Origin of the sequence: Akkermansia sp. N21116, assembly GCF_029854705.2 — a bacterium.
Classification (GTDB): Bacteria; Verrucomicrobiota; Verrucomicrobiia; order Verrucomicrobiales; family Akkermansiaceae; genus Akkermansia.
Genome location: NZ_CP139035.1, coordinates 2,888,846 through 2,913,906, shown reverse-complemented (window position 1 = coordinate 2,913,906; position 25,061 = coordinate 2,888,846). Strand labels below are relative to the sequence as shown.

At 56.9% G+C, this 25,061-nt stretch carries 10 protein-coding genes and 1 tRNA gene; 4 read left to right on the top strand and 7 right to left on the bottom strand.

Going from position 1 to position 25,061, the window contains the following annotated elements:
- Window positions 1-41 precede the first annotated feature (41 nt).
- The 3 genes from QET93_RS10960 (at window position 42) to QET93_RS10950 (ending at window position 3,816) form a co-directional block, all read left to right on the top strand.
- Window positions 42-1,214: a glycoside hydrolase family 88 protein gene (locus QET93_RS10960; RefSeq protein WP_280132425.1), complete on the top strand. Its 1,173-nt coding sequence runs from the start codon at window positions 42-44 to the stop codon at window positions 1,212-1,214.
- Window positions 1,215-1,374: 160 nt separating this feature from the next.
- Window positions 1,375-3,405 carry a polysaccharide lyase family 8 super-sandwich domain-containing protein gene (locus QET93_RS10955; protein ID WP_280132426.1) on the top strand — a complete coding sequence of 677 codons (2,031 nt, stop codon included), beginning with the start codon at window positions 1,375-1,377 and terminating at the stop codon, window positions 3,403-3,405.
- Window positions 3,406-3,513: 108 nt separating this feature from the next.
- A complete protein-coding gene (locus QET93_RS10950; protein WP_280132427.1) occupies window positions 3,514-3,816 on the top strand; it encodes a hypothetical protein in 303 nt (100 codons plus the stop codon).
- An 83-nt stretch (window positions 3,817-3,899) separates the two neighbouring features.
- Here QET93_RS10950 and QET93_RS10945 read toward each other — a convergent pair whose 3' ends face one another.
- The 7 genes from QET93_RS10945 to pyrE form a co-directional block, all read right to left on the bottom strand.
- Window positions 3,900-4,970, bottom strand: a complete 1,071-nt coding sequence (locus QET93_RS10945; protein ID WP_280127172.1) for a hypothetical protein — start codon at window positions 4,968-4,970, stop codon at window positions 3,900-3,902.
- Between the two features lie 182 nt (window positions 4,971-5,152).
- The gene (rpiB, locus tag QET93_RS10940) at window positions 5,153-6,841 is read right to left on the bottom strand and encodes a ribose 5-phosphate isomerase B (protein WP_280127171.1); all 1,689 of its coding nucleotides are present in this window, start codon (window positions 6,839-6,841) and stop codon (window positions 5,153-5,155) included.
- 136 nt (window positions 6,842-6,977) lie between these two features.
- Window positions 6,978-9,557, bottom strand: coding sequence for a glycoside hydrolase family 3 N-terminal domain-containing protein (locus QET93_RS10935; RefSeq protein WP_280132428.1), 2,580 nt, complete (start codon window positions 9,555-9,557; stop codon window positions 6,978-6,980).
- Between the two features lie 808 nt (window positions 9,558-10,365).
- A tRNA-His gene (locus QET93_RS10930) sits at window positions 10,366-10,440 on the bottom strand.
- Between the two features lie 115 nt (window positions 10,441-10,555).
- A complete protein-coding gene (gene nagZ, locus QET93_RS10925; RefSeq protein ID WP_280132429.1) occupies window positions 10,556-11,620 on the bottom strand; it encodes a beta-N-acetylhexosaminidase in 1,065 nt (354 codons plus the stop codon).
- 13 nt (window positions 11,621-11,633) lie between these two features.
- Entirely contained in the window at window positions 11,634-12,008 is a 375-nt protein-coding gene (locus QET93_RS10920) for a VOC family protein (RefSeq protein ID WP_280132430.1), read from the bottom strand.
- Window positions 12,009-12,030: 22 nt separating this feature from the next.
- Entirely contained in the window at window positions 12,031-12,597 is a 567-nt protein-coding gene (gene pyrE, locus QET93_RS10915) for an orotate phosphoribosyltransferase (protein ID WP_280132431.1), read from the bottom strand.
- A gap of 400 nt (window positions 12,598-12,997) precedes the next feature.
- Here pyrE and QET93_RS10910 point away from each other — a divergent pair, with 400 nt between their 5' ends.
- The gene (locus QET93_RS10910; protein ID WP_322189984.1) at window positions 12,998-25,042 is read left to right on the top strand and encodes a hypothetical protein; all 12,045 of its coding nucleotides are present in this window, start codon (window positions 12,998-13,000) and stop codon (window positions 25,040-25,042) included.
- Window positions 25,043-25,061 lie beyond the last annotated feature (19 nt).

The window sequence follows — 25,061 nt, the reverse complement described above, 5'->3', positions numbered from 1 at the left end:
TGGGATCCCTTTGTTTCTTCTCAATCCTCAATCAAACGAATATGACACATACATTGCGCATTTCCGTACTTTCTCTTGCCTCTATCGGATGTCTTGTCCTTGCCGGAGTTTCTTCCATGGCAGAGGAGGAGAATGCCGCTCTTTCCAAGGAGTCTTCCCAGACTTTTTCTTCTGCGTTCAACAAGGCCGATGTCCTTAAAGTCGGCAATAGTGTTGCCGAATGGCAAATGGAGAACTTTTCGAAGATGAAGTCTTCTTCTTTCCCTGAAAGCTGGCTGAACGGTGCCTTGTACCTCGGCATGATGGACTGGGCCGACCTGACGGGAGACAAGAAAATCGACGATTGGCTGATGAAGAAGTTCAACAGTTTCAAATGGAGACCGGCTCCGCGCATGTACCATGCCGATGACGTGGCTGTCTGCCAGACTTACTTGGACATGTATCGCAAGCATAAAAAGGAAACCATGCTGTGGCCGACACAGGCCCGCACGGAGTGGGTAGTCAACCACCCTTCCCAAGGAAGCATGGACTTGAATTACGGCAAACCTTCTTCTTTGGAACGCTGGTCATGGTGCGATGCCCTTTTCATGGCTCCTCCGGTTTATGCCCGCATGTATGCCTTGACCGGAGACAGGAAGTTCATGGATTTTGCCGATAAGGAATATAAGGCGACGTATGATAAATTGTTCGACAAGGAAGAAAATCTTTTCTTCCGGGACAGTACTTATTTTGGCAAAAAGGAAGCCAATGGCAAAAAGATTTTCTGGGGACGCGGCAACGGATGGGTCGTAGGCGGTTTGGCGGAGATGCTCAAGGAGCTTCCTCAAGACGATAAAACCTACCGGCCTTTCTATGAAAAGTTATTTGTGACGCTTTGTTCCCGCCTTCTCAAGTTGCAGTGCAAGGATGGTTTCTGGAGAGCAAGCCTGCTTGATCCGGAAAGTTACCCTTCCCCGGAGACGAGTGCGACCGGGTTTATTACCTATGGCATGGCGTATGGTGTCGAACAGGGAATTCTTCCCCGAAACCAGTTCCTGCCTGCCGTGGAAAAGGGTTGGAAAGCCCTCGTCAATTCAGTTGGACCGGATGGCAAGCTTTATTGGGTACAACCCGTCGGGGCGGATCCCAAGCATGTGGACAAACAGAATACGGAAGTATACGGAGTCGGTGCCTTTTTGCTGACAGCGGCGGAAGTTTACAAGTTGTCCAAATAATAGAAACAGAGTGGATAGGAAGGGGAAGGAGGGATCCTTCCCCTTCTTCATTGGCCTGTTGAATGAGTATTAATTATTGAGTGGATATATGAACTTGAAATCGAAATTAAATGGTTTATTTTGCCTTTCGATGGTCGTGGGAATTTGCCAGGGTTTGGGGATGGACGAGGGTTCTTGGCGGGAGTTCCGCGACCGTATTGTGAAGCTGGAGGCAGCTCCCACTCTGCATGCTCGAGTTCTCAGGCATCATGTGGAGAATTGTTTTGGAGTGGATGAAGCCCCGGCTGTTTCCGAGAAGGATCTGGCTGCGATCCGTAAAAACATGCGTCCTGACGGATCTTTCGAAGGGATTGATTATCAGAAGAAGGATCGCTCCGCCTGGGATGCCTTACAGCATCTGGACAATTGCCGTACGCTGGCTATTGCCCTGCATGTTTTTCCAGAACATGTCCTGAAAAAATACAAGGTCAGGGAGACATGCTTGAAGTCGTTCGACTGGTGGCTTCAGAAAAGGCCCGTCAACCCCAACTGGTGGAATAACGATGTGTATGTGCCCATGATGCTGGGTAATATCTCTCTCCTACTGGATCAACAGGACATGACGCCCGGGCGACTGGCCGCATTCCGGGAAATCGTCAAGAAAATCCATCCTTCCATGACAGGACAGAACAGGTTGTGGAAAAGCTGGAATTCTTTTCTGGCAGGATTGGTAGAACGCGACGAGGAACGTGTGGAGAAGGCTCTTCATGCATTGCATGAAACGATTCGCATTGCTGCCAAGGGAGACGAGGGAATTCAGCCGGATATGTCTTTTCATCAACATGGAAGCCAGTTGTATCAGGGGAATTATGGACGGCATTATCTTCATTCAGCCGGTAAACTGGTGGCTGTGACATCCGGGTTGTCCTGTGCCAGGCCGGAAAAGGAAGTTATCGTGCAAAATTTCCTTCTTGATGGAACTCGCTGGATGTGCTGGGGCGAGCTTCTGGATTACAGCGTATGGGGACGTCAGATTTCTTACAATGACCGCGTTCAGGGACCGGATCTTGTCCATGTTTGCCGGATGTTGTCTGCGGCTGGCTCTTCCCGGAAACAGGAGATAGACGCTTTAACCCGCAGCTTGTCCGTTAAGAGGGGGGCGGCGCCATTAAAGGAAGAATCTCTGTTGGGAACCCGTGCATTTCCTTTCTCCGATTACATTGTCCATCGGGCTCCCGGCTTTATGGCGAGCGTTCGCATGTCTTCCAAAAGAACCCTGGTAGGCGAAGAATGCAATGGCGATAACTTGAAAGGGGCCTATCTTTCCGATGGATGTATGCTGACATATGGAACTGGAGGGGAATATGAAGGGATTTTTCCGGTGTGGGACTGGACCTGCATTCCAGGTACGACTGCTCGTCGCGGTTTCCTTCCTGGTTTTAAAACCTGGAGCGGCAAGAGAGGGGGAAGTGACTTTGCTGCCGTGATGAATGCCGGTACCGCAGCGATGACGCTGGAACGTTTTGGATTGAAAGCCAACAAATCGTGGTTTTTTTACCCGGATCGTGTCGTATGCCTGGGAAGCGGCATCTCCGTGGAGCCCGGTTCCCGTGCCGGCAAAACGGATAATCCGATTCTGACGAGTGTAGAACAAAATCTTCTTAATGAAAAAAACGGACGGATTGCCCGGTTGAATGGGAGCGTCACGAAGGGAGTTTCCCACGGCGGATGTCTCTATTTGTTTCCTTCCGATACTCAATTGGTGATCGAAAAGGCGGAACGGCGAGGATCGTGGAAGGATATCCGTTCTGTGAGTCAGGGTGATCCTGTCTCCAAGATGGTTTTCTTGTTGGCCGTCGATCACGGTACGCAACCGTCCGGTGCCGGGTATGCCTACCAGGTGCTTCCCGGAGGAGGATTGACTGGAAAGAATTCTCCGGATGCCCTTTGGAATGGAGTGAAGATTGTTTGCAATACGGAGTCCGTCCACGCTGTTGCCCGTGATGGAGAAGTGCGTATTGCCTTTTTTAAGCCAGGTGAGTGCAAGCTTCCAAATGGTAAGATTCTTGCGTCGCAGATTCCTTGTTTGGTGTGCGTGGATGCCCGAGGGGGAATGACGGCGGCTCTTCCGCAAGGTGATGCGACCGGTAAGAACGGAACATGCCTGTTGATTCTGGATGGACGGGAAATGCGTGTGCCTCTGGAATCCTGAAACAGGGAACTATGGTGACCGTACAGATGTTCCCAAAATGACAAGATTAGGAGGAAGTAACTCATTTTCTTGATTTTGGAGAGAACATATGTCAGGAATAAGTAAGATATGGACATTATCTTATACCTTATTTTGCCATTCATGCTGTTCGGTCTTGCTTGCGAAATAGTCGAGTATGCGGCTCGGAAACGGTCTTGCCAGTTTTGTAAAAAGGTTTTCTATTCCATCATGGCTCTTGGAGTGTTCGCGCTGATTGGTGCGACATGTTTTATTGAAAAGCATTTTGGCGAGATGGTTGCTATCGCGTCATTTATTATGTTGGCGATGTATGGATTCTGGAAAATGTGGCTTGTCGGTAAGGCGACTGGCGTAGAGGATGATGACGATGCCGATGGTGGATGCGAGAATTAGACGCTTGTAGAGGACATGAAAATACCGGCGGGCAAATTGCTTGCCGCCGGTATTGTTGAAATCAGGTAGTTTGATTGACGGGATTAGGAACGATTGCCTCTTCTGGGATTGCGTCCGGCAGTGGCAGACGACGGGGAATCCGAATTGGATGTCTTGGGGGAGAGGAGTGCCTCCAGATCGCGCAGAGCCTGGTTTTTGTCATTGGGGTCCTGTAGCGCGCTGATGGCCTTCTTCATGTTATTCAAGGCACGAACTTCGTCGCCGAGGTTGAAGCAGGCTTTTTCCATTTCCCACTGGCGCTTGAGGCGTAACTTGGCAGCGGAAGCTTCGGATGTCTTTTTGTCGTCTCCGGAAGCTGCGACCAGGGCGGATTCCAGGAAGATACGGCGCTGGTATTGTGTCCTGTAATTTTCAAAATCGCCTTTGTCGATGTATGGCTTCAGGATCACACGCTCATAGATACCGCCGATATCGCCGATGTTGTCCGGGATTTCCCTGGACCGGAAGTCCGATATGTCGAGGTATTGGCGGATGGCGTTGGAAGCGCCGCCGACGGAGAAGATCTGATCGGCTATGTCCTTGGAGTTGGAGCCGATTTCATTCAGAAGGGACTGTGCGCTGGACGAGACATCCAATTCCGTTTCCTGCCTTTCGGCAGCAGCCTTTTTCAGACAGACGAGCATCCATTTCAACTGGATCTGCAGGGCTTTTTTGAAACCGGGCTTGGTGTTGGATCCGGTCATTTGCTTTTTCCAGTCATTGAAGGCACTGGCTGGCGATTGGGCTCTGTTGTTGCCTGCTCCGCCTCTGCCTCCCATCATGAAGAAACGTCCGCCTCCTCCGCGAGAGGCACCCAGAATACGTGAAGTCATGCTCTCCGTATTTGTGAAAGAATCCTTCATGGCTTTCAAGTAGAGATCCATAGCGGCATTTTCGCTGGCGGTTGCTGCAGTGATGGCTGCTTCCGCTTTTTTCAAACGGGAGGAGCTGAGAGTGTTGAAGCTGTTTTTCGCTTGTTCAAGCCATGTTGCAGCTTCCTGGCGTTGGGCGTCCGTCAGTTTTTCCTGCGCGGGAGCGATGGATATCCCGATAGATGCGGCTGCAATGATCCAGCATAGCCGGGGAAATGATCTGGAATGATATGGGGTGTTCATTTTGTAGAGGAAGGGGTTATTTATTAAAACACCGGTGGTGCGTATTGGTTGCAAGTAAAAAATAAATTGTTGTTTATATTTTCTAACCTTTGAAAACAAAAGGCAACGGAGCCTTTCCTTACGAGGGAATGGCTCCGTTTTAATAGTGTGTTTGACGGATTTGAGTCCGCTCTATTTACCCGTTAGAGGGGCAGGGGGAATGCACGGTTGAATTCGTAAACTTCCTCACGGAGAGCTTCGAAGGCGGCCGGATCGGGATGAACCTGTTCGGCGGCGTGAAGGGCCAGGGCACGAGAAATGAATTCAGCCACTTTTTCCACATCTTTTTCCAGCATGCCGCGCGTTGTGACGGCGGGTGTGCCGATGCGGATGCCGGAAGGTTTTGCCGGGGAACCGGTGTCATAGGGGATAGCGTTCTTGTTGACGGTGATGCCGACCCGGTCAAGGGTGATTTGGGCATCGGCTCCATTCATTCCCTTGGACCGCAGATCTACCATGAAAACATGGTTGTCGGTGCCATTGGCCACAATGCGGAAGCCGAGTTCCTTTAGCTTGTTGGACATCGCGCTGGCATTGGCGACGATCTGCTTGGCATAAGTCTTGAATTCGGGCTTCAAGGCCTCTCCGAAACAGGCTGCCTTGGCGGCGATGACGTGCATGAGAGGCCCCCCCTGGACACCGGGGAATACGGTGGAATCGATTTTCTTGGCGAATTCTTCGCGGCAGATGATGAAGCCGCCGCGTGGACCGCGCAGGGACTTGTGAGTCGTGGATGTGACGAAATCGGCGTAGGGGACGGGATTCGGGTGCTCCCCTGCGGCAACGAGGCCGGCGATGTGAGCCATGTCCACGAAGAGGTAGGCTCCGCAGGACTTGGCGATTTGTCCCATGCGTTCAAAGTCGATGATGCGGGAGTAGGCACTGGCTCCGGCCGTGATCATGTTAGGCTTGAGTTCCATGGCAACCTTTTCCAGAGCATCGTAGTCGATGGTTTCGGTTTCTTGGGAAACACCGTAGTGGACGACATTGTAAAGCTTGCCGGAGAAGTTGGCCTTGTGACCGTGGGTCAGGTGGCCGCCATGGGCGAGATCCATCGTCAGGATGGTATCGCCCGGTTTGAGAACGGAAAAGTAGACGGCCATGTTGGCCTGGGAACCCGAGTGAGGTTGGACATTGGCGTGGTCTCCGCCGAAGATTTGCAGGACCCGGTCGATGGCGAGTTGTTCGACCATGTCGACAAATTCACATCCTCCGTACCAGCGGCGGCCAGGATAGCCTTCAGCATATTTGTTGGTCAGGAGGGATCCCTGGGCTTCGCGGACGGCCCGTGAAGCGAAATTTTCGGAAGCGATCAATTCGATGTTGTTGCGTTGGCGCTGGCCTTCTTCCTGGATCAGGGCAGCCAGGACGGGATCGCTCATCAGCAGCGGACTGCCGGAAGATTTGATGACGCGGCGTTCGTGGCGTCCTCCTTCAAATTCTGCGGCAAGCCAGGCTTCCAGAACATCTTCCACGGCTTCGGAATCAACGTAGGCGGATCCCATGCAGAGGATGTTGGAGTTGTTGTGCTGACGGGATAGCGCGGCGGCCGGAGCTGTGCGGCAGGTAGCGGCGCGGACACCGATCCAGCGGTTGGCGGCAATGTTCATTCCGATACCGGTGCGGCAGATCAGAATGCCTTTGTCACTGGAACCGTCTGCGACGGAACTTGCAACGGCATTGGCATAATCGGCGTAATCGCAGGAGGCCTTGGTGTATGTGCCTTTGTCCGTGACTTCATGACCCCAGCCGCGGAGGAATTCGATGACAGTTTCCTTCAAGTCTACTCCGGCGTGGTCGGAGCCGATGGCTATTCTGTATTTTGCGTCCATGGTTACAAGTGATAATATCGCGCCCGTATTCTGTCAGTTTCGGCTTAACAAGCAAGCTCCTTCTGCGTTTGAATTTCCCGAGGAGCGGTTCCGGTTGGACTTGTGGTGGTGAAATGAGGAGTGGTTGCCCCGGTCATTATTCCAGCACCAGCGTCTGCCTGAGTTGGATGCCGCAGGTAGGTTGTCCGGTCGGTTCCTGGTCGGCTGTGGATGAACCGGTAGGAATATCGATACCTGTGCGGTCAGCCCTGTTTTGTTTTTTATTCTTGGAATTAGGGATGAAGGCCGAAGCATTGCCCAGTTGTATTTCAACAGGGCCGGGAGGGTTGATCCATTGCTGGTTGGCGTCGACGAGGGCCAGGAGTTCCGGCGTGAGTTTGAATGTCACGGTACGGCCTTCTCCGGGAGCCAGATGGATGCGTTCAAAACCCCGGAGGTTTTGGTCGTAGGTAACGACGGGGGAAAGCAGGCGATGTGTGTAGAGTTGGACGACTTCGTCTCCGGCTCGTTGGCCTGTGTTGGTCACGGTGCAGGAGACGGTGATGGTATCCGTGACGGATGGGGCTTTCCCTTCGCTCCTGCCGTTCCAATCCATCTTCATATTGCTGAATTGGAATGTAGTGTAACTGAGACCGTGACCGAATTTCCACAACGTACCGGAAACGGAGGCTCCCTTCAGTTCGAGTTGGGACGCCGAGATGCTGGGAAAATTGAAGGGAAGCTGGCCGACTGATTTAGGGAAGGTGGTGGTGAGCTTGCCTCCGGGGTTGATGTCTCCAAAGATGACTTCGGCTATGGCAGTGTCGCCATAGGCTCCGGGGAAGAATGCCTGGATGATTGCCGGGGAGAGCTTGTTAGCCCAGTTGATGCTGTTGGCTCGTCCGCTGTTGTGGATGATGACGACCGGTTTGCCGGTGGCGGCTACGGCGCGGATCAGGTCGTCCTGTCTACCCGGGAGGTCGAGCCCGGTGCGGGAAGCTCCTTCTCCGACGGTTGAGGCGATCAAATCTCCTACGGCGATGATGGCGACGTCTGCCTGGCGAGCTTGTTCGACGGCTTCATCAATCATTTTCTGTTCTTTGTCCGTGGGAGCTTCCCTCATGATTTCCGTTTCCGGCCAGCGTTCGTCGCGGTGATTGCAGCCTTTGGTATAAAGGACTTTGACATTGTGGGCCGCTGCTTTTTCCTCAATGGCTTTCCGCAAGGTGACGACTCCCTTGGAATCGATGGTCCCGTAGCGATTGACAGCCAGGGCGGGGGTGTCGGCGTTTGGCCCGCAGACAGCGATGGTCTTGAGTGCGTTGATGTCGAGAGGCAGGGTGTTGTTGTCGTTCTTGAGCAGGACGATGGATTCCCTGGCAGCTTTCCTGGCCAGTTCCAGGCTTTCGGGGGAACGCACGGCCCGGTCGGCTTGGCTGATATCTTTATAGGGCCGGTCGAAGAGCCCCAGATTGAATTTGACTTTCAAGACATCGGCAACCCGTTGGTCGATGACCTCCATCGGGACGGCTCCTTCCCGGACGAGCTCCCGCAGGGGCAGGACATACTTGTCCGGCATGGTGAAGTTGGTTCGGACGTTCAATCCGGCTAGGATGGATTGCCGAACGGCATCTTTCTGGTCCCTGGCCGTGCGCCGCGTCGTGTGCTGCCATTCCACGGCGTTGCTGTCGCTGACAATGTAACCGTTGAATCCCATGCGTTCCCGAAGGATGTCATGCAGGAAATGGCGGCTCGACTGGACAACGTCACCGGAATAGTCGTTGTACGAACTCATGATGCCTTCCGGCTGTGCTTCGCGGATGACGCGCGCAAAGGGCCACAGGTGGATGGCTTCCGCTTCTGAGGGGCTGCATTGCGGGTCAAGCCGGGCTTCTCCTTCGCGGGCTCCCTTGTTGTTGGAGTGGATGGCAAAATGCTTGAGCGTGGAGGCTACTCCCGCCTTGCGGATGCCGCGTACCATGCCTATGCCCAGTTCGGAAACAAGGTAGGGGCTTTCGCCGAAGTCTTCGGGGCAGCGCCCCCAGCGCGGATCACGGATGACGTCGAGGAGAGGTGTGTAGATGTTTGTGTAGCCGATTGCCGCTGCTTCCTTGCCCATGACTTCTCCTACTTGACGGACGAGATCCCGGTCCCAGGTACAGCCAAGGGCCAGAGGATAGGGGAAGTTGGTAGACTTCAGATAGTTGAGGCCTCCGACCGCTTCATTGGTGAAGTCGGCGGGAATGCCAAGACGGGTATCTTCAATGAAGAAACGCTGGATTTCATTGATAGCCCATGCATGTTTGGAGGCGGGGAAAACCCATTCGTTGTTCCGTAGGCCGTTGAGATGTTCGTCGATATTGCCGATGCCGTCTTTCCAAAGCCGTGTTGTCCAGGATTGCATGGGAAGGGCATCGGGGAGGACGCGCTTGTAGCCGTAGAGCGTGGCCAGTTGCGCGGTTTTCTCATCGAGGGTCATTTGTGAGACGAGGTCGGCAACGCGTTTTTCCGTCGGTTGCCCGGGGTCTTCGTAGATGTCCTTTTTCCCGTTTTTGTTGAGATCGATCCATCCTTCCCGGTAGATGTCGTGCCGCGTGATGACGGGGACGTTTTGTTCCATGCATTCGTCATAGGAGGGCTTGTGGAGAAGGCTGTCCGCTGCTTGGAGAACAGAAGAACCAATTCCTGTCGCGATCACGCAAAAACAGGAACAACGAGTGAGGGTGGAGAAAGTCATAAGAGAAAGGCAGGAGGGCTATTTGTCCTGAATAATCGTCAATTATACAATACCGCATACTATGCTCATTCCATTCGTAGGCGTCAAACACATATTTCATCTTCTCCTCCTTCTCTTGGTCTGTTCATTTCGGACTTGGAAAGACTCTTTCCCTGGGGGAGGAGAACGGATTCCCTCCCTCGGAGAGGACATGAAAAATTACCTGATTTTCGACTTTTGTTAAAATAGTCTTGCAATCAATGTTAGTTTAATCTAACTTTCTTTCGAGATGAAAAATCCTCAACCCCAAGGACGGAGAACTTCGCCAGGCATTCGGTCGCGATTCAAGAAATTGTTGTCGGAAACATTTCTCGTGAATCGCGGAAATGTTGACGCGTCGTGTCCTGCCTCGTCGTGCTGCCGCGGATGTTGTGGAGGTGCATGTGGTTTGTGTTCTTTTTCTTGTTCGCCTCAGGCGGCGAAGAGAACGGATGCCGCATCGCGCCAAGCGGATGCCGGCATGTAGAAACGATAGGATTTCCTCATTTCATCCCTTTTTGTGAATAGCCATAACAATCATTCACAACGGCATGTTTTCCGTTTTGTACGGGTCGGAGGCCATGCTGACGGGGGTGAACCCGTGACGGATTTAAGGTGCATAACATAATTCCAAGTGAGTTAAATTAATTGCAGGTGAATGTGGCGCTGCAGCTTTTCGCGAAGTTGCAGCGCTGCTTTTTAAGTATGCATGACATGCCTGCCACGGGAATGGGGGACTTGTAAAAGATCAAAGCCATTCTCTCGGAAGGGAATGGCTTTGATGAAAAGATGGGGTACAGGACGGGACTCGAACCCGCAACAACCAGAACCACAATCTGGGGCTCTACCATTGAACTACCTGTACCATTTGGTAGAAATGCGGACGCAATCTACACGGTACGCCGCGATTGTACAAGAGAATTTTTGTATGAACGGAAAAATTTTCGATAATGATGTCAAAACCGGGATTCCGGGGCAAACTACATGTGCTGAACCGGTGAAGAAGGGGAGGCCGGAGAAGAGAATGGCTGCATTTCTTCGACAAGATTTTGTGCCGAATGGAGACATTGTTCCCATAGTCGGTCATCCCACCGGAGAGGTGGGACGAGGTCGCGTGAAAAGCGTTCCAGACGAAGAAGCGATTCATCTCTGTCCGTGCCGTTTTGCGGGGAAGGGCGGGGATGCCATTCATTGAGATGTTCCTCGGCATGATGACAGATCAGTACGAGATCGCAACCGGCCTCCAGTGCCATGTCCGCGGCCTGCGGGACTCCGTAGTTGTTGGTGATAGCACCCATGCAGAGGTCGTCCGTCATGATGACGCCCTTGTAACCGAGCTGGAAGCGGAGCAGGCCTGTCATGATTGTATGTGACAGAGTGGCGGGCAGGTTGGCATCCAGGTGAGGAACGAGAATGTGGGCGGACATGATAGCGGGCAGTTCCGGCTCCAGCGCCATGAAGGGAATGAGAGAGGATTGCAGCAATTCTTCTCGCGATGCGTCGATTGTGGGCAGATCGGCGTGCGGATCGCTTTGGGCAAGTCCCATGCCGGGGAAGTGCTTGGCACAGGTGGTTATTCCGTAGTGGCGCAGGTTGCGGTTGAACATGCCTCCCATGGAGACGACTTCGTCCGGAGTTGTGCCCCAGCACCGGCTGGGCAATGCGTTGCGAACGGTTTCATCGTGGCAGATATCCAGCACAGGTGCAAGATCCATGTTGAATCCGAGCAGGCGCAGCGAGATGGCGATATTTTCTGCCATTTTGATGAGGGCGGGGATATTGCCTGATCGGCGGATTTGGCTAGCGGCCGGAAGTTCCAGTCCTAGTGCAGTCGTTCGGACGACACGACCCCCTTCCTGGTCGACGGCGATGACCGGGACATGGCGGCACAGAGCCCGGAGGGAATCGGTCAGTTCCCTGGTTTGCCGGGCGTTGGCGATATTGCGGGAGAACAAAACAAATCCCGCCGGCTGGCACCGGCGGATCAAGTCTTCTTCTCCGGGGGTAAGGCGGAGTCCGCCTATCCCCATGAGAACGGGGAGCATAGGGGGAACGGGATTAGTTTTCCAGAATTTCCACCTCATAGCCGTCGGGATCGGTGACGAATGCCATCTTCAGCCCTTCCTGGGTGAAAGATTCCTTCCAATCGCCGGGCCAGATGTCGATGCCTTGTGTTTCCAGCTCTGCACAGTAGGAGACGATATCATCGACTCCGATGCACGTATGCATCAAATCCTCCGGAACCTTGACTTCGTATTCGGGACTCCAGCAGAGTTCCAATTGATGTTCGGCGCCGGGGACGTTCAAATAGGCAAGCTTGTTGCCCTGGGGGGAGACGGATTGCCTTGCCAGCTCGAAGCCGAGCTTCGTGTAGAATGCAATCGTGGCTTCCATGTCGGCTACTCGAATGCGGGTATGGAGGAATTTCATCATAACGGGAAAAGGAGTGAGAGAGTTATCTCAGGAGGCTCGATCGCGAGAACAGGGGGAAAACGGGAATGCCGCGAGCTTCGATTGCCTGGCGTCCGCCTTCTTCGCGGTCGACCAGCACGAGTGCTGCCGCTACCTTGCCGCCTTCTGCCTCAATAGCGTCAATTGCTTTCAGCGTGGATCCGCCTGTCGTGATGACGTCGTCTACGACGAGGACAGTGTCGCCGCTATTGAAGTTACCTTCGATGCGGCGTCCGCGCCCATGGTCTTTGGCTTCCTTGCGGACGGTAAACACCTGAAGCATTTTGTCGGCTTTTCGTAGGGCTCCGGTCATTCCGATCGCCAAGGAAATAGGGTCGGCTCCCATTGTCATGCCGCCAATGGCACAAATCTCGGGGAACTGACGGAGAATTTCTCCTTCGACCAAGTCCCAGCCGATACTGCCGATCAATGTTGCCCCCACGGGATCAAGCGCCGTCACTCGGCAGTCTACGTACAGATCGGAGACTTTGCCGGATGCGAGAGTAAAAGTGCCGGTACGTACAGATTTCTGGAGGAGAATGGATTTGAGATGTTCCTGAGGGGATTGCATGATCGTCTACTGGAGTTGAAAAACTGAATATACATAGTTTATAGCATAACTGTTGTTCAAAGCAATGCGGAAGATCGTGATTTTTTGAACATTTGTACAATAAATATTACAAAGGCATTCCTCTTGTTGGGAATATTTATATACTTTAATTATCAATGATTTATGGTGATTATTTTTTGTTTTCTTTCATTCTGTTCTTGATGCTGAGTAGCGATTTCAAAATCCGTCATGAATGATTCGTAATGTTCTAATTATAAATATTTTATAATTATTTGGAAACCAATTTTTTGTGAAAAAATACCATCACGGATATCTTTTTCCAGAAAGGGTAAATTTCTTCTTGATAGCGGATTTTGAATACGATATGTTCAGAGCGTCAATTCTTTCTCTTTTTCATTCTATGAAACTTCGATTACCCTCGTTGTTGCGTGCGGCTGTTGTCGCATGCATATCTTCCGTATCCGTGTGCACCACCGTTGCTACCGGTACATTTGCCACAGGCGCTTGTGTGCTGATCGTTTCCTCCATGATGTCTCCGGCCTATGCGGCGGAATGGTATGAGCAATATCTAAATATCGACTATGCTTCTCAGACGATAACAGCTGCCGGACAGGCGGGAATCGTTACGGAAGATACAAATTTTGTTTTGGATTATGCAGGAACGGCAAATATTGTTTTTTCCGGAGCAGATAATCATATTAAACTAACAGGAAGGGAAACTGCGGCCTATCAAGTGGGAACGGATGCTTTGTCTTCTTCGTTATGGTTGGCCTCCGGATCGTTTAACGTTTTTACGAATAATCTATCCAACGCAGGTGTCTTGATCATTGACGGGGGACGTATGTATTTGCCTCAATCTTCCGGTAGTTTATCTGGTGGCGGATGGATTGGGAATGACATGATTTTTGGCAGGAGTACCTGGAGTGATGGCGCATCCTATAGTAGCCAGCATACGATGCAATGGGGAGGAAGAGTCCACATTTTAGATTCAGGCACGTTGATTAATAATAGAGGTGGTGGCTCCTATTATATCAATATTTACAGTGTTTTTTCCGGGAATGGAGATTTTGAAAAAAATGGAACTGGGCCGATTCGTTTCGATACAACAACCCGCTCCGAGGACGGGAAGACATACACTGCTGATTTTAGTCAATTCAAGGGAAGTATTGTAAGTAAGCAAGGGAGTATAGAATTCCAAAAAGGGGTAATTATGACCGGTTATTCCGGCAATCTTGTTGTTGGAGGAGGAACAATTAAATTGAATGCGGACCTGGATTTGTCCGGATTCAAGGGTAATCTTGTTTCAAAAACAGGTGGAACATTTTCTATTGCAACCTCTTTGTCCGGGGATTCCCTTGGTTGCGACGTCATCTCGAATGGCGGTACCATGACGATCAATGGTGCCGGCGGTTTGAATGGGTTTGCCGGCCGTTTGATTGCCGAGGGCGGGAATATTACGTTGGGCGTTGATTATGATCTGAAAGATCTCAAATTGCTGAAAGCTTCCAATGGTATCATTGATCTGCACAAGGAGGGAACCGGGAAAGACATCTCCAATGTTAAAATAGAACTCGGTGACGGTGGGATTCTTAGATTCCCCGGTACGGGCAAGGTCAATGTCTCTTCCATTACGCTTGATCCGGCTGCCGCTTCTTCGGAGATTCTGATCCGGGGAGGCAATGTGACGTTTACTGTCGGTTCCTTGTCTGGCGGGAAGGCGGATTCAATTCTGACATTGAGTCGTGACTATGGTAATCCGGCCATCTCGACCGTTGTGCTGAATGGTGACAATGATTTTGCGGGAACAATACGGGTCGGCAGCATGTGCAATTCCAGTAACGGAGGGAAAACCCAAGTCCTCCAGCTGAACAGTGCCAAGGCTGCCCAGTATGCGACGATTAGTCTTTATGGTGTCAACAATAGCGCGGGGACATATGGCTCCAGCGTGTTGGATCTGGTTCTAAATGATACGACGATCGGAGGTCTGAAAAGTGAAACTGCTTACAATTTGGTGCGTTCCAATGATACGCAACGGACATTGACGATCAACGCAGCTGCTTCTGCAAACAATGATTTTACGAGCGCTGTCGGAGCAAACGTGAGTATTGTCAAGACGGGAGCGGGAAAACAGACCTTCAGCGGGGATTTGTCAGCCGTTGACAAGGACTGGACCGTGAATGGCGGTGCCCTTGTGATTAAGACCGATTCATTGGCAACTCAAGTGCATATCGGTAACGGTGGATCTCTGCATGCCGGAGGTATCGTGAAGTTGGGAACAGTTTCGGCGGTTGGTTCCAATCTGACGCTTCTGGATGGAGGGGAAGTGGAAGGAATCGTCGGTAAGAGTTTTGCATCGACTAATTTGTCCGGAACTTCGCAGATCAACCTGATGCTGGATGCTTCCACCTCTACTTTTAGCTTGGGAACGATCAGCTTGGACAATACCGGATCCACTCTTTCCCTTCTTCTTGATGGAACGGTTCTGAAAAATGATTCCAACGAAATTACGAATCTGGATATTACAGCGTCATTCGTCGGAGGCAGTGTTCCCTCCTGGCTTGGCAATTCCATAATGGCCAAGTACGGGACAGAACTTTACTCCTGTACTTATAAAGACGGACATTTGGTGTTTTCCATTCAGTCGGCATTGGTGCAGGACAGCCCGTCCGGAGATTCTCTTGTTTACAACCGCATTGGCGGGGAAACTCTGGCTGTCAAATCAAACGGCGAAACATCGTATACGATGAAACGCTTGATTGTGGATACGCTGGCCGATGATCCTAAGAATAATATATTGACACTGAACGGTGTCACCTTGGATGTCAAGGATACGCTGGATTATCAGGCTACCACAGGGACATTTACGATCCAGGACGGAGAATCTGCCGGAAAACTTTCACTTGGAACCTTGAATATGTCGGGAGGAACCCTTAATCTTGGTTCAGCGACAACACTCAAGGGGCTTAATGGGGCTGGTTCGTTGAGTCTATCAAAAGATTTGGAAATTGATCTACTCCAAGGGGGGACTGTCTCTGGAGATATTGCTGTTGCTTCGACGACATCAAGGTTGATAATCAAGGGAGGTACGGCATCGTTTGGCTCCTTGACCGGTATTAATGCTTCAGGGCTCATATATATATGCAATGGGGCAAATGTTACTGCAACTCAAATCGGGTCAAGTACTTATAAGGAGCAGATGGTCAATAATGTAGCCATTTCGGACGGCAGTATTTTGAATATTACAGGAGCTTTTGGTTTCCATAACTCTGTTCTCAACTTGGGGGCATCGGTTGCCGGTATTGAGAACAAAGGTGTTGTCAATATGGATAAGTTTAATATGCAGATGAGCGACAGTGCTACTAATGGCCGATGCATTTTAAACGTTAATAAGGGCATTACGCTAAATATTACGAGCAATACTACTGGTGCAGATATCTGGACGACATACGCCTTTAAATTGGGTGCATGGAAATTTGGGAATGTTAACATTTATGGTGAATTCAATCTTCTCAATGCGGGCATTAGCGCTTCCGGGATGAGGGAAATTACGCCTCAGATCAATATCGAAAAAGATGGTATAGCCAATTTTAATACGGGTATATGGGGATCCTTCAACAACAATACTCAAGTGAGTGTTAATGTCGCAGATGGTGCTACATTAAATATCAATACGGCAAAAGGTATCGATAATGCAGCAGCATTGACGGTCAATTTAAAGGATGGTTCGACTTTGGGTTTGATCGATGACGCGACGGTAGCGAAGGGTTTGACGCTTCCGGACGGGACGGTGACGCTGCATACGGACAAGTACGTGCTCAACACGACCGACGCGGCCGGGGGACAGCGTTCGACGGACGGGGCGGCCATGACGATTTCGGGGGCCCTGACGGGGTCTGCCGATGCCTCACTCCGCATCGAGGGGCACGGCAGCGTCGTGCTGGCGGGCAACAACCTTTCCTATCTGGGCGGCTTTACGATCACGAAGGACGCGACCCTGACGGTCAATTCCCTGGTGGGGGTTGTGGAGGGCGACGAGAGCGGCGCCCAGGTGACCCAGAGCATCAACAGCGCCTCGGCCATCACCTTCGAAGAGGGCGGCCGGCTCGTTTTCGCCGGTTCCAAGAACGACAATTTCGCCTATGCGGGGAACTTGAGGGGGGCCGGATCGATCGGTGTGGATACGACGGTGAAGCTCTCGGATCTCGGGGTATCGGGTGAAGTGACGGTGGGCAAGGACGGGAAGCTGGTTCTTCAAAAGGGCATCGACCTGAGCGGCCAGACGGGGGCGGTGACGATCAACGGCGGCACGCTCAATTTCACCAACCAGGTTTCCTTTGGAGACAACAAGCTCGACATCAATTTGAACGGAGGCACGATCAACCTGGCGGAGAAGGAAGGTTCGGACACGTCGGCGAAGGTTCTGCTCAGGGCGGGCAAGCTGACGGTGACGGACAATTCGTCGATTTCCCTCAACAAGGTCATCGGGATCGTGTCGGCGGATTCCCTCGACGGGGATGCCGCGGGCAAGACGCTTTCCCTGCGGAAGGACTATAACAATGATGTGGACGGGATTTTCGAATTGAACGGTGCCGGGACGTTCAACGGGACGGTGACGCTGCTCAACGACTGTGGCGGAGCGGCCGGGCGGGAGCACTTCATCCTGCGCCTCAACGACACCAATGCCCTGAAGAACGCGACGGTGGAGCTGCAGGCCGATACGTCTGAAAGCGCGACGAACACCTACGGGACCTCGAAGCTGGAGCTCGGGGTGGAGGAGGTGACGATTGCCGGGTTGAAGAGCCGCGGCTACCACAACAACGTCGCCCGGGGAAGCGGCGTGGACAAGGCGACGCTGACGATCGCGACGGCGTCCGGCGTGAGCAACACGTACACCAGCGATATCGGGGATGGGGTTTCGATCATCCACGACGGGGCCGGGACGCAGATTTTGACGGGGGACCTGGGCACGTTCGACTCGGTCATGACGGCCCGCCAGGGCATTCTGGACGTGAGCGGCGCGACGAATCTCGGAGCGACGAACGCCGTGACGCTGAATCTTGACGGAGGCGCCCTGAAGCTGGGGACGCTCAGCGGCAAACAGACGCTGACGACGAGCGCGGCCGGTACGGGGACGCTTGCGGGCGGACTGGTGCTGGGCGGCGGCGTGATCGTGGCGGACTATTCGCTGAAGAACGATTCGAAGGCTCTCTACCAGGTGGACGGAGCGCTCTCCCTGGGGACGGGCGATACGGTGCTGACGCTCGACCTGGCCTCGTTTGCCGGATTCGGGGCGGGCACTTACACGATGAAGCTGCTGGGTGCGGCGAGCCTCGGCTTCAGCTCCCTGGACGACAGTCAAATTGCCGTCATCGGGATGCAGTACGACAAGACGGCCCGCAGCAAGCTGAGCTTCGATACGTCGGGCAACACGCTGACCCTCAATTTCAAGAAGAGCGATCCGGTGAGCCTCTCCTGGGCCGGCACCTCCGGCTCGCACGCCTGGGAAGTCCTGAAGGACGCCTCGTCCTGGACCAACACCCAGGGGCTGACGGGCGAAGAGGCGGCCTTCCACACGGGCGACTCGGTCGTCTTCGGAGCCGATGCGGCCGACAAGACGGTGACGGTCAACGGCACGGTGAAGCCCGGTTCCCTCTCGGTGACGGGCGGCAGCTACACGTTTGAGAAAGGTACGGACGGGGCTCTTTCCGGCAACGGAGCGCTGACGGTGTCCGGGACGGGCACGGTCGTCTCCATGAAGTTCGCCAGCTCGGACTGGTCGGGGGCGGTGTCCCTGCAGTCGGGCGAAGTGCAATTTGTCTCCGGCGGCCTCGGCACCGGGAAGATCTCGGCGGGCAGCGGCGCGAAGCTGACCTGGCTGGAAGGCAACGAGGAAGACATTTCCGCCCGCCTGAAGGACGGTGTCGCCGCCGGGACCTCCCTGGCGCTGAACATCTCCGGAGCCGGCGACGAAGTCACCTTCGGCACGGCGGTGAACAATGCCGCCTCGTATGCGAAGGAAGGAGCCGGGACGCTGACGCTCGACGGGACGGGGATTTTATCCGGTTCCCTGACCATAAACGGGGGGACGGTGGAACTCAAGGGCAACGGCGACGGCGGAGCCGGCGGCGTGGTGAAGGGGGCTGTGTCCGTCGTCGACGGCCTGCTCAAGATGGGCAAGGACGCGACGGGCTGGGGAGGTTCCTCCGTGAACACCTCGGCAATCCGCGTGGAGGAAGCGGGCCGCGTCGAACTGGCCGGCAGCCAGACCATGAAGGGGCTCGTCCTGACGCTCCGGGGAGGCTCCGTGGGGCTGGCCTCGGGAGTGACCGGCAAGGGGATCGACCTCTTCGGGGGCGGTGCGAAGATTCTTACGGAAGCGTCCGGAACGACGGCGACGATTTCCGCCGACGTGGGTCTGCGCCAGAACGACACGGTCATCAGCGTGGCCGACGGTTCGGCGGATGTGGACCTCCTCATTTCCGGCACGGTCAGAAACCACCTCGGAGGGGACGAAGGCAACCATGCCCTCATCAAGCAAGGTGCCGGTTCCCTGAAGATTACGGGCAACTATGAAGCCACCGGCGCGGTGCGCGTGGAATCCGGCGTTCTGGAATTCCAGTCCGCCTCCCTCAGGGCGGGGGACATGGCCATCGCCGGAAGCGGCACGGTCAGGTTCAACGGAACGGAAGCCGGAGGCTACGTCTACGGAGGTTCCCTCTCCGGGTACGGAGGGCTTACCGGGACGGTGGAAGTGGCCGGCGGTTCCCGTCTGTCCCTGACGGGGGCGAACGGCGATTTCGGCGGCACGGTCGTGCTGGGTTCGGGAGCCGGCCTGACGGTCGGCGGAGCCTTCGCGGCGGGCGCCGTGAACACCGGGGACTCCGCCTCGTCGCTGAGCTTCGGCGGCACGGGAGATAAAACCATTTCCGGGAGCATGACCGGAACGGGCGCCCTGTCGGTGACCGGTTCCACCGTGCTCCTGTCGGGCGACAACTCGGGCTACGGCGGCGCCGTCTCCATTTCGGGGGGCACCCTCCGCGCAGGATCCGCCTCCGCCCTGGGGACGCAGGAGGCGAGCATCTCGGGCGGCGTTCTGGACATCAACGGCAACGCCCTGGCCAACAACGTCTCAATGACGGGCGGCTCGCTCAAGGGCGGCGCCGGTTCGGGCGTCGGCAAACTGGATATCGCCCTGTCGGACGCCACGGGCACCGCCACGCTCGACGGCACCCTCACGGCCGCCTCGCTCTCCCTGGGCGGCGGCAACACCCTCTCTTCGATGACGCCGGGCTCCACGCTCTCCGTCACCGGGGGCACGGTCCTCAAGACCAACTCCCGCCTGAAGGCCGACTGCCTGGAACTGGGCACGTCGCTGACGATGGACAACCTCAGCATGTCCGCCGGGGACGCCCTCGTCAGCGTCGCCGGAGCCCTCACCTCGCAGGGATCCGTCGCGCTGAACTTCTCGGCCGACTTCCTCCAAAAGCTCTCGGAAGGCAACTACACAATCGCCTCGTTCGGCAGCGACGGGGGCAGCCTCACGGAAGGCATCGCCCTGGGAGAAGGAGGGGTGGAAATGGACTGGGACGACGTCTCGCCCATCTACTCCTACGCCCTGGAACGTTCCGGCGACGGAGCCTCGTGGGTGCTGAGAGCCTACATCAACACCGACACCAAGACCTGGATCTGGGCGGGCAACGCCCGGGCCGACTGGGTGGACGGCAACACCTTCAACGCCAACTGGCAAGGCAAGGAGGCCGAAACCGACGGGCCGGCCAACCACGCCGTCTTCTTCGGGGCGGCGGGCGACACCTCGCTGACCGAGCATACCGTCGATATCGCCGCCGAGGGGGTCACCCCCGTCTACGTCCAGGTGGAATCCAACGGTACCTACATCTTCCGGGGAGGAGCCATCAAAGACGGCCTCAATGCCGCCGGAGCCCCCCTGGCCACCACCATGCTCGTCAGCGGCGTGGGCATCGTCGAATTCCACCAGGCCAACGAATTCACCGGCGGCACCACGCTTCGCCGGGGTACCCTGGTGATGAAGGACGCCCGGGCCCTCGGCACGCAGGGCGCCATCACCTTTGACGGAGGCACCCTCGAGTTCGGCACGGCCATGGCGAAGAGCGTCTCCGACGCCCTCTCCGACCGCTTCAGCGTCAACACCACCCAGGACGACCAGGGCAACACCATCCTCAACGACCTCAACCTCGCCGTCGGCGGGGAAGCCGGCAGCGTCTCCCTCGGCCTCAACAGCGTGTTGAACTCCAACGCCGAACTCGTCCTCAACAAGTTCGGCACGGGCGACCTCGAACTCACCGGCGACTTCGCCGGGAGCATCCGCCTGACCGACCGCGATGCCGACACCTACTCCAACATCCGCCGCAGCGACGCCGGCCAGGGAGGCACCCTCACCCTCTCGGGCGAATCCTACAACCTCGTTACCGTCGACGCGGGCCACACCCTGCGCATCAACGGCGCTGCCGTCACCCTGCAGAAAGCCGTCGCCGGGGAAGGCGGAGTCTCCATCCTCGGAGGCAGAAGCCTCGCCATGCTGGAAGAAGACGCCACCGTCTCCGCCTCCGTCGCCTACGGGCAAGGCTCGTCGATGAGCGTCGGCAACGGCACCGTCCTGTCCGGGGACACCTCCCTCTCGGGCACCTCGGCCACTCTCTCGGGCAACGGCGGTCCCATCACTCTCGCGGGAGCCGTCCGGAGTTCCGGAACCGCCGGAAGCGCCTGTGAATTCGTCCTCGACCAAGCCGTCTTCAACCTCTCCGGAGCCGCCATCGACGGGGACGCCGTCACCATCGTCCTGGGCAACGGAGTCCCGGGCGCCGGAACGCGCGACACCTCCCTCGTCCTCGGGGACGGGGAAGACGCCCTCCTCGCCCTCGACAAGCTCCGTCTGAACGCCGACGCCGCCATCACCGGCAGCGAAGGCCAGCGCCTCGTCCTGCAAGACGCCGTCCTCTCCGGAGCCCTCGAAGGGGACTACACCCTCGTTGCTGCCGGAGGAGTCGACCATGTCGTCCTGCTGAACGCGGGAGTCGACACGGGCAGCGTCCTGATGGAAGTCGACGGAGGCATCCTCGACCTCAACGACCTCGCCCTGGACAACGACATCACCATCAAGGGAGGGGCCCTCCGCCGCGCGGGCGGCTGGTCGGCCTCCGGCACCGTCACCGCCCTGGGAGGCGCCATCGACGCAAGCGGCTTCATCGGCGGCCCCGCCGTAAGCCTCGACATGGGAGGGCTCACCGGCAGCGCCCTGCGGAACGCCACCCTCGCCTCCGGCAGCAGCATCGACAACCTCGGCCGGGGCAACGTGCTCTTCAACCGGGCCGACCTCGTGCTCGACTCCATGAACGCCACCATCAAAGACGCCTCCACCGGGCAGGAAATCCCGCAGGGTCCCGGCGGCGCGGCCACCGCCCTGATCAACTTCGCCGCCCCGCAGGGCAGCGAAACCACCGTCGGGATGGCCGGAGACGGCGTCATGAACATCCAGCTGGGCGAAGACCTCCAGACCAACATCCTGCGCGCCCTCACCGTCAAATACGACGCGAGCGAACTGCTCCCCGACTACGCCGAACCCCAGCCCCTGGGCGACCGCGTCTCGCTGAGCATCACCAACGGCACCCTCGACCCCGGCACCGCCATCCGCTTCAACCCCCTCTTCCGCGAATGGGGCCTGCAGATCGTCGGCATCCAGGGAGGCAACGTCATCGTCGACGGCAACCTCTCCGTCTGGCTCGCCTCCAGGCACGGCGACATCACCGGCAACGGGGATCTCATCGACTACCGTGCCGTCTACGTCGACCGGGACATGAACGTCACCCTTCCCGCCTCCGGCAGCGACGGCGACAACCCCGCCCTCGTCATGAAATACGTCAGCGGCGTCCGCGGAGCCAACCTCAACATCTCCTGCGGCGACGCCTCCGGCACGGCCCGCGCCATCCTCTTCAACGGACGCGACAAGGACGGAGACCTCGTCCACTCCCGCCTCGCCGGCAACCTCACCGGCGGCGAACGCACCCTCATCGAGAAAACCGGAGAAGCCACCCTCGCCATCGGAGGCACCCTCTCCTCCGCCGGCACCGTAGCCGTCCGCGAAGGCCGGCTCGAGCTCACCGCCTCCGGGCGCAGCCACAGCGTGGCCGCCCTCGAAGTCACCGGAGCCGGGACGGGAACGGAAGCCCTCCTCACCCTCAGCGGGCTCGACTCCGTCCTGGAAGCCGGCTCCCTGAACGTCGGAGCCAACGGGCGCATCGCCCTCGACGGAGACGGCAGCCTCCTGAGCGCCGACACCCTCGGCGGAGCCACGGGAGGCGCCATCGACCTGGGTGAAGGCACCCGCCTCAACCTCGTCCGGGGCGGCACCTGGAAAGGAACCATCCGCGCCGCCACCCCCGGGGAAGCCCTCGTCACCCTCCGGGGAGGGGAACTCCTCCTGAGCAGCCCGGACACCTCCGGAGAAACCGGAGAAGCGGCCCGGTCCGGCCTCGACGGCGTCACCCTCGACCAGGCCGAAGGAGCCACCCTCGCCCTCGAAAGCGGCGCCGAAGCCCGCCTCCGCGACTGGTACACCTCCGACTCCTCCGGCACCCCCGGAGCCGTCGCGGGAAGCCTCTCCGGGGCCGGCACCGCCGCCATCACAGGCACGGCCACCTTCGGCGGCAGCCTCGCCTCCTTCACCGGCAGCCTCAAAGCCGCCGGCGACGGGGCGCATCTCACCGTCACCACCCTCGACGGAGCCGGGGCCGCCCTCGCGGCGGACTCCTCCGGCACGCTCACCCTCGACTACCGGGCCGGCAGCGCCGCCTACGGCTCCCTGAGCGCCTCGGGAGGCGGCACCGTCCACCTCCTCGCGGGCAACTCCGAAGGGGCCAACAACACCCTCACCCTCAACAACGGCGGAAGTATCGCCGGAGACTCGGTCCTCGCCTTCACCCTCAACACCTCCCAGGGAATCAACAGCGAAGGCAGACCCCTCCTCCACGTCGCCTCGGCCGAGGGAGAAGACGCGGTCCAGGCCACCCTCGGCATCGGCAGCGGAGCCACCCTCCGCCTCGCCGCCGCCCGGGGCCAGGAATACATCGACGGGGACCTCCCCCTCCAGGTCGCCCTGGCCGACCACGTCGTCCAGGAAGGCGACGTGCGCCTCGCCTTCGACGAACTCTTCGGCAAATACTTCGACACGGCCGCCTCCAGCGTCCGCACCGTCAACGGCATCCTCACCCTCACCACCGCCGCCAACCGCAACGGCTTCTACATCCACCGGGGGCAGAGTGAAGTCGCCACGGCCGGCGGCTCCCTCCTCGACCGCGTGCTGACCACCCTCAACCCGCAGGCCCAGGACCCCGCCGGAGAACTCGCCGGACTGCTCAACGCCGTCGACGCCCGCATCTCCGCGGGCGACGCCACCGGAGCCAGCCGCCTCATGGCCGCCTCCGCCGGCAGCACCGTCACGAGCCTCCTGACCGCCCAGCGGTGGGAATTCCAGAACCAGCAGAACATGCTCCGCAACCGCGTAGCCAACATGGGCCTCAACCCCGCCTACACCTACGCCGGGGACCTCCCCCTCTACAACATGTGGGCCCAGGGCACCGGCAGCTACAACCGGGTCGACGGAGACGGAGACTGCGCGGGCTACCAGCTCAACACCTGGGGAGGCACCTTCGGAGCCGACATCGACCTGAGCCCCAGCCTCACCGTCGGAGCCGCCTTCAGCGCCAGCTACGGCGACCTCACCTCCAGTGCGGCCGACACCCTCAGCGGCACCCTCGACGGCTACTACGTCAGCCTCTTCGGGCGCTACCAGCACAAGAACTGGGGCCATAGCCTCATCCTCACCGGCAGCTGGAACAACGCCTCCTACGACCGCAGCGTCAACGGCGGGGCCGGAACCGGAGGCTACGAAGGCCACGGGGAAACCAGCGGCAGCGCCTACGGAGCCCTCTACGAACTCAGCTACGACATCCCCCTGGGGGATGAAACCTCCGGCATGATCCTCCAGTCCATCGTCACCGCCCAGGTCGCCCGCTACACGATGAACGACTACAGCGAAACGGGAGCCGGAGCCGCCGGCCTCGGCGTCGGCGGCCTGGAAGGCACCACGGCCACCGTCGCTGCCGGAGCCCGCTTCCTGAGCCTGATTGGCAGCAACGTCTTCGGACGCCAGTCCCAGGGCGAACTCCGCCTCCAGGTGGCCCAGGACATGGGCGACACGCGCACCCGGGCCGACGTCGGCTTCACGGGGCTCCCGCAATACAGGACGGGAGTGCGCGGAGCCGAACTGGGAACCACCTCGCTGCAATTCGGGGCGGGACTGAGCATCCCCAGCGGTGAACAGGGCACCATCTTCGCCGAAGCCAACGGCGACATCCGCTCCGGAGCCACAAGCGTCAACGGATCACTCGGATACAGGTACAACTTCTGATTAGGAACAGAAGACGCAA

Excerpts from the sequence above, each read along its gene's own strand:
- QET93_RS10920 (WP_280132430.1), bottom strand. The coding sequence starts at position 12,008 with ATGATGAAATTCCTCCATACCCGCATTCGAGTAGCCGACATGGAAGCC.
- QET93_RS10950 (WP_280132427.1), top strand. The coding sequence starts at position 3,514 with ATGGACATTATCTTATACCTTATTTTGCCATTCATGCTGTTCGGTCTT.
- nagZ (WP_280132429.1), bottom strand. The coding sequence starts at position 11,620 with ATGCTCCCCGTTCTCATGGGGATAGGCGGACTCCGCCTTACCCCCGGA.
- QET93_RS10935 (WP_280132428.1), bottom strand. The coding sequence starts at position 9,557 with ATGACTTTCTCCACCCTCACTCGTTGTTCCTGTTTTTGCGTGATCGCG.
- pyrE (WP_280132431.1), bottom strand. The coding sequence starts at position 12,597 with ATGCAATCCCCTCAGGAACATCTCAAATCCATTCTCCTCCAGAAATCT.
- QET93_RS10945 (WP_280127172.1), bottom strand. The coding sequence starts at position 4,970 with ATGAACACCCCATATCATTCCAGATCATTTCCCCGGCTATGCTGGATC.
- rpiB (WP_280127171.1), bottom strand. The coding sequence starts at position 6,841 with ATGGACGCAAAATACAGAATAGCCATCGGCTCCGACCACGCCGGAGTA.
- QET93_RS10955 (WP_280132426.1), top strand. The coding sequence starts at position 1,375 with ATGGACGAGGGTTCTTGGCGGGAGTTCCGCGACCGTATTGTGAAGCTG.
- QET93_RS10960 (WP_280132425.1), top strand. The coding sequence starts at position 42 with ATGACACATACATTGCGCATTTCCGTACTTTCTCTTGCCTCTATCGGA.
- QET93_RS10910 (WP_322189984.1), top strand. The coding sequence starts at position 12,998 with ATGAAACTTCGATTACCCTCGTTGTTGCGTGCGGCTGTTGTCGCATGC.